Origin of the sequence: Novosphingobium panipatense (assembly GCF_900182875.1) — a bacterium.
Lineage (GTDB): Bacteria > Pseudomonadota > Alphaproteobacteria > Sphingomonadales > Sphingomonadaceae > Novosphingobium > Novosphingobium panipatense.
On the sequence record NZ_FXUI01000061.1, the window covers coordinates 1 to 1,090 of the forward strand.

General features: G+C 61.1%; 2 protein-coding genes. One reads left to right on the plus strand and one right to left on the minus strand.

Translation table 11 applies throughout. The annotated features are described in order from the left end of the window. Positions 1 to 110 precede the first annotated feature (110 nt). Positions 111 to 323, plus strand: a complete 213-nt coding sequence (locus tag QOL62_RS19805) for a hypothetical protein (RefSeq protein WP_283407313.1) — start codon at positions 111 to 113, stop codon at positions 321 to 323. Here QOL62_RS19805 and QOL62_RS19810 read toward each other — a convergent pair whose 3' ends face one another. Beyond that, complete coding sequence (locus tag QOL62_RS19810) at positions 324 to 884, minus strand: recombinase family protein (RefSeq protein WP_283407314.1); 561 nt, start codon at positions 882 to 884, stop codon at positions 324 to 326. Positions 885 to 1,090 lie beyond the last annotated feature (206 nt).

The following is a 1,090-nucleotide window of genomic DNA, read 5'->3' on the forward strand; positions in this document are numbered from 1 at the left end:
TGGCGGAGAGGGTGGGAAGCCGTTCAACGCCATAAAACCCGCTGATATCGCGTGCTATTTCGAGGTTCATTGATAGCAGATTGTCGCACTGAAGTGGAGCAGCAGTTCGAATGACAGGGCGGGATTCGAACCCACGGCACGATGGCATGGGCAAGCAGGTCGAGCATGACCGCTGCGGCGACGATGGGGATGGACGCTCCTGCCCGATCTGCCGGGGCGATCCGCTCGACCGAGACTTCGTTGAGATGATCGAGCGGGCAGCGGCTCAGCCGGGGAAGGCGATGTCGTTCGATGAGGCGATCGAGTGGCTGCGCACTCTGTGATCAGGCGGCGAGCAGCCGGTAGACCGACGCACGCCCGATCCCAAGACGCTTGGCGATCTGGGTGGCCCCCAGACCCTCGGCACGAAGATCGCGCACAGCGTCAGGGGAGATCGTTGCGGGGCGACCCTTGTAGCCGCCGTCATTCTTCAACTTCCGGGCCTCGATGCCCCGGCGTTGTCTGGCGCGGATGAAGTGCTTTTCCAGCATCCCCACCAATCCGAAGACGGTGAGCATTACCTCGGCCATGATGTCGGACCCGTCCATGATGATGGCGGGGTCATTGATCCGCAGCACGGCCTTCTTCTCAATGACGCGCTTGGCGATCGTCAGCAGATCGCCCGTGTCGCGCGCGAGACGATCGGGATGGAGTGCCAACAGGGTGTCGCCGGGTTCGAGCAGGCGCAGGACGGCTTCGAGTTGGTCGCGGCCCGTCAGCTTCGACCCATTGCCGACATCGGCAAACACCACCACAGCGCCGAGCGATTCCAGCATCGCCTTCTGGGAGGTGATATCCTGCCCCTGATCTGAACTGATCCTCGCGTAGCCCAATGTTTTGCCCATGGTGCCCCTGACCGTCTCGTATGGTTCTTAGGTGGACTCGCTCCAGTTGTCTCTGAAGTCAAGGATCACCCATATGAGACGGTTATCCCGTCTCACGATCTGTATCGCCAAGGGTTGCCCTATCGAGGCGAAGATCGCCTACCGAACGTCACTGAACGACAGCGGCAGTGATCAAGCCGACAGTCGGCAGAGCATACGGTCAACTG